We start from the raw sequence: 5,065 nt of genomic DNA, 5'->3' as shown, positions 1-5,065 counted from the left end.
GTGGAGGCTTCTTCTGCCGAGGATTGGATCTGGGAGGCATTTTGAGCTCCCCAGGAGGCCGTCAGCTGATCTTTATTCGCCTGGGAGAAGCTGTCGGTCAGGCCTTGGGTCAATTCAGAACGGTTTTGCTCGGAGAATCCGGCCTTATTCAGGAAGCTGTCAACCTGGTCCTGAGACATGGTGTAGCTGTTGGTATCAGCATCTTTTGTCATGCCAGTGGTTTGAATACCGGCTTTGAATATCCCGGCAGGGAGCGACAGCCCGCCACCACCTGAGGCACTGGCTGCAAAGGCGCCCTCAATGGCCCGCTGGTGTTTAGCGTCGATACCATACTGCTGACGGAAGTCAGCAGCAGCTTCGCTAACGGCTGTTGATGACTGCCCCCCCATGCTCGAGACTTGGCTGCCCAGTGAGGACATTCGCTCATAGGACTGGGTCTGATTGCCGCCGGCAGTGATGGCGTTCGATAGGGAAGTACCGAACTTTTGCTGAGCGGACTCCATGTGTTGCTCGGCCGACTGCAGATTGGAGCTGAGCTGAGAGCCGATTTTTAGTGACCCCACCGCCTGATCGGCTCCAGTAGACCTTAGGCCGCTGGTCGGGTCCTGTGTGGCGCTTGGCATATTGGCCATCACGGCGCCGTTGGTCATCGCATCTGGCGTCGACTGCTGCTCGTTGATATGATCGGCGCCGTGCATCCTGCCCGCCAGGCTGGTCATGGCATAGGAGGAACCGGTGACCAGCACCAAGGTAAGGATCGGCGTAGCCGCGGCGAGCATACCACCGGTGGCGATCCAGCTTTCCAGGATATCGCTGGAACGGTCCAGGGCGTAGAAGGAGTAGAGGCCCAGGGTATCCATTCCGTAGGACGCCATCTCATTGGATGCCGACATGTAGAGGAAGAGATTGACGATAGAGAGCACGGGCATCCAGAGCTGGGTCCAGAGCAGCATCTGGCCGTATTTTGAAACCAGTTGGATGCCAAACCCGCCCAGCACGATCAGGAACGCCATGAAGGGCGTGATGGCATAGACGAAGCCCTCGATGAACGTCAGCATTGGCCTAACAATGGACATGAACATTGACTGTTCAGCCGCCCACTGGGTGTTCCGCTGCTGGATGGCCTGGTTGACCATGATCGCTGAGGTATAGTCGCGCATCTCCTGATATTTTGCAGAGGCCGCGTCGTAGTAAAGGGGTTCGATGATCGCGGTTTTCATGTAGTTCTGTGCCGAACTGGCAGCGATACCCAAGGCCTGCATGGCATCTGTGATTTGGCCGCTGGCTGAGAGATACGTGGGATCTCGACTTAGGACAGTGGCCACTGCCTGCTGAACTTGACCGTCGCTCGTTTGGTCCAGCATCGCCTCAAGCGCCATGTGGCCATCACTGCAGTTGTAGTAGGAGCCGTTGGGATTGCCGGGTGTGTCGTAGATCTGGGTGCCATATACGGCAGAGGTGAAGCGCATGGCGGGGATGATGTGAGTACGCATCAGCTCGTCGATGGTCACCTCGCCGCGATCGATCTTGAGAAGAGTGCACTCCTGGATGTAGTTCATGATCGATTGCCGCACATTGACGTGGCCGCCGCCGTTGGCCTCGTTGATGGCCTGGAAGACTTCGGGGTCTGCCAGGGTGCGACGGACATCATTGAGCAGCTTCAAAGCATCCGCGAAATAGGTCGTCGTGATGCCCGGTGCTAGGGCGCCATAGCCAGTCTCAAACATGCGGGTGATGGAGTAGCCCACGTTCGAGATGATCCCCCCGGCTGCGCCAACCCCGACGGGCACATTGGCTACCACCCTCGCGTCACCGGTGTAGGCGTCCTCGACCACCACCGTGGTCGAGGGGCCAAAGGCACAGGCATAGATGATCCAGCAGACCAGGATCTGTTGGAAGGGGATCTTCTGACCGCCTTGGAATAGCGACTGGAAGGCCATGATCAGCACCCCGATCAGCAGTCCGACCGCTACCATCTGTTCGAAATCACCGGTGCCTGTGATCATCGAGATGGCGATGAGGATCTGCTCGAGGAAGGCGGAGTCACCGATGGAGTAGATCGTGAACATGTTACTGGCCTCCGCCCTTCGACATCTCCCGCAGGGTGTAGCGTGCGACACGGGTGTTCTCGATGAGAGATGAGTAGTCCCTGACCAGGTCGTTCATGGTCCCGTACTCGTTGGCCAACATGGTGTATTCCTGGCTGAGCCGTGAAGAGGACTGATGAAGGGATGTCACGGCCTTGGCCGCCCAGTCGTTGTTACTGGAACCAATGGCTTGTTCTGCCGACCTCAGCATCTCGGAAGCGATGCTGTAGGTGATGTTAAGCGCAAGGGCCTTGGAGCTTTCTTCGGCAAATAGCCGAGCCGTGCTGGGGTTGGCGATCACCAGGTTGCGAAGGAAGGTGGCTGCACTGCCGGGCAGGTTGGCCATGAAGGCTTCTTCTTCGTTGGTGAGTGCACCCGTGTTGACGCTCATTTTGCCGATGATGCCTGGACTCGAGGCATTGCCGAGGAGCATGTCCTGGATGTGTTGTCCAAAGCCCTTGATGTTGACGCTGCTGGTCGTGGAGCCAGAGTCCATCTTGCATTCGTTGGTATCCCCACCGCATGAGTACATTTCCACCGTGCCGCCGTCGATCAAATCGGAGAGGGTCAACCTGTTGCCGGCAATCGTGGTGATCGGGGTTTCGCCCTCATCGGTGGCCTCCCCCACAATGATGGTGCCGCTGATTGACATGATGGCCTCCAGCAGCTTCACGTCACCACCGTGGAACCAGCTCTGAACACCATGTCGACGGAGCTCTTTCCAAACCACATTCCCGAGCATTTCCTTACGGCGCGGGGCATCCACTTCCTCGAGCAGTTTGACCGTGGGTTTGCCGCTGGACTCGTTGAAGCCGCTAAAGAAGTCATCGACCATGCCGGTTGCCGAGGCTTCGGTCATGCCTTTGACCTCAGAGCTGAAACCCATCGCCGAGATCGTGTCGTTCACCACCCCCTGTGCGGTCTCGCAGGAGTTGAGCATGGCGCGGTTTAGCGCTTGGATCTTCTTCTGGAAGTTCTCGATCCATTTCGCCCCCTGTGGGAACACGTTATCGAGAGCCAGCTGGAACACGTAGCCCTGTGCGTTGGCGGCCACCGAGCGGAGCAACTGAACCATCTGCTCACTGTTGATGTAGCTGAAACTTCCAAGATGCATGTCCACGCCACCACAAGAGCCTTTCCAAGAAGGAGGCGTAACGCGCACCAGGGATTCTGTCATGATGGGTGCTTTGGCGGTGATCCGGCCGCCGGTGATCACGCCGCGGCGTTGGGATTCCCATACACCGGGAGGAGTGACGTTGCTCATGCCGTCGAAAACACGGTCCAGTTGGTTCTGAAGGCCACTGGCCGACACCGGCAGGGCAGCCCCCAACATCGAAACGCTGATGCAAGTCGCCAGGAGGGTTTTCTTGAGAGTGATAGGTCTGGTCATTGCTGCATCCCTCGCTGTGCGTTGGACATGTACTGGAGTAGAACTTCGGGTGGTATGAAGCCGGTGTCGTCAGAGATCCCCAAACCCTCAAGCGCCGAGAGGGGTGCGGAGTTTGCCAGGCTCATATCGGCGTTCGTGATCGGACGTGTCCTGTTGAAGTCTCCAGGAGTGATCCAGCCCTGCTGGAGGGCCCCAAGAACAATTCGCTCCTGGAGGTCGGTGAGTGAGACGGCGCCCTGGGCAACCGGGACGAATTCCCCTTCCGGTGAGGCGAGATACACAGCAGGCAGCACCTGGACGCCTAGCTGTTCAGCATGCCCTGCATCAGGCCGCATGTTGGGGAAGGGGTCTCCGGGCAGGTCCTTTCCATCCATGCTGATGGGGGTAGTGACGAACTGGCGGTTCAGCTGGGCCAAGATGGGTGACATGGTGCGACACAGACCGCAATCGCTTTTGTAGAAGAAGAAGACACCTATCCGCTCTGCCAGGCTGGCGAGTATCTCGGATCGAGCCTGTCCCGCTTGCCTATCCAGGTCCTGCGCGGCGAACGTCGCCAGAGGGCGCCGAGTGGTCTCATCGAGCATCGGATTGCCCAGACGGGCCCGTTCTGCCACCTGGGCAAACTCGGCGCTCTGGTCCATGGCGTAGCGCTGGAGGTAAAGGAAGGCCTGGACGTTTTCGACGGTGGGGTTGTCGAAGGCAATATCCATGTACTTCTGCATATTCTCCCTGAGCCACTTTGCGGAAAGCGGTGCCGGTGGGGCGGGTTCTGCAGACTCCGAGGGTTCTGGTGATCTGGATTGCGGAGGTGGCGTCGAGGTGGTGACGTTCTGTGGCGGCTCGACAGGCTCTGGCTCGGGTTGCTCCTCTGGTTCCTTCTCGAGCTCTTCGTTGTAGAAGAACCATCCCTCCGCCTTGCGCTCGATGAAGCGTTCCTGCTGCTCTGCCAAGACATGTGTTCCAATCGCTGCCAGTGAGGCAGCGATAAGCGCTACAGCGATAGGTTTAAGGGTAGTGTTCATGGGCGACTCGCACGGATTGTCCGATTTGAGCCAAGGTAGACCGGTATGGCGCTATCACCCCTGCGCCGACGTGCCCATGAAGGGCACAACCAGTCAATGGGTGTTCCGCATGCGGAACACCCATGAGCGTGGCTGCTTTGGGGAGGGGAGGTCGAATTAGGTCGGGCGACGTCGGCGCTGGGGGAGGTGATCGCCCAGGGCCGCAGCCTCAACCTCGCCATGGTTGAGGCAGGGCAGGCCACCGTGTACGACAGGTACTGCGATGAGAGGCGCTACAGTCATGCCGAGCAGGCTGCCAGGCAAGAGGGGCAGGGGGTGAGGGCCGTGCTCGGGATGTAGCGAAGGCCGTGGAAGTGGCGGTAGTGAGTCCTTGTGATCCTGGATTCAAGCGGCTCGAATTTCATACCGGTGGGTTATTAGGCTAGCCTGATAGTCTGTCATATTCGGAGATGTGGTGAGCCAATTAGCTACGTGTAGCTAGAATCAGAAAAAACGGAAGGGAACTCTACCTTGGAGATCATCGACAACGTTAGCCGGCTGCTCGGCGACGACATGAAGGACACCTT

Annotated in this window: 4 protein-coding genes; 1 reads left to right on the top strand and 3 read right to left on the bottom strand. The window is 58.4% G+C overall.

Going from position 1 to position 5,065, the window contains the following annotated elements:
* The 3 genes from WD429_RS08495 to traF all read right to left on the bottom strand — a co-directional run.
* Positions 1–2,069: conjugal transfer protein TraG N-terminal domain-containing protein (locus WD429_RS08495; RefSeq protein ID WP_368421745.1), on the bottom strand; the 2,069-nt coding region annotated here is incomplete at its 3' end.
* Position 2,070: 1 nt separating this feature from the next.
* Positions 2,071–3,477, bottom strand: coding sequence for a conjugal transfer protein TraH (locus tag WD429_RS08490; protein WP_368421744.1), 1,407 nt, complete (start codon positions 3,475–3,477; stop codon positions 2,071–2,073).
* The gene (gene traF, locus WD429_RS08485) at positions 3,474–4,499 is read right to left on the bottom strand and encodes a conjugal transfer protein TraF (protein ID WP_368421743.1); all 1,026 of its coding nucleotides are present in this window, start codon (positions 4,497–4,499) and stop codon (positions 3,474–3,476) included. The genes WD429_RS08490 and traF overlap by 4 nt, the downstream gene beginning before the upstream one ends.
* A 132-nt stretch (positions 4,500–4,631) precedes the next feature.
* On the opposite strand from traF, the gene WD429_RS08480 reads away from it, so the two are divergent.
* Positions 4,632–4,838: a thermonuclease family protein gene (locus tag WD429_RS08480; RefSeq protein WP_368421746.1), complete on the top strand. Its 207-nt coding sequence runs from the start codon at positions 4,632–4,634 to the stop codon at positions 4,836–4,838.
* Positions 4,839–5,065: the final 227 nt, after the last annotated feature.

Origin of the sequence: Marinobacter sp., from assembly GCF_040904845.1 — a bacterium.
In the GTDB taxonomy this organism is placed as follows: Bacteria; Pseudomonadota; Gammaproteobacteria; order Pseudomonadales; family Oleiphilaceae; genus Marinobacter.
This window is presented reverse-complemented; position numbering and strand designations above follow the sequence as displayed.

What these genes read in the sequence shown, in the direction of transcription:
- WD429_RS08490 (WP_368421744.1), bottom strand. Translation starts at nt 3,477, where the DNA reads ATGACCAGACCTATCACTCTCAAGAAAACCCTCCTGGCGACTTGCATC.
- traF (WP_368421743.1), bottom strand. Translation starts at nt 4,499, where the DNA reads ATGAACACTACCCTTAAACCTATCGCTGTAGCGCTTATCGCTGCCTCA.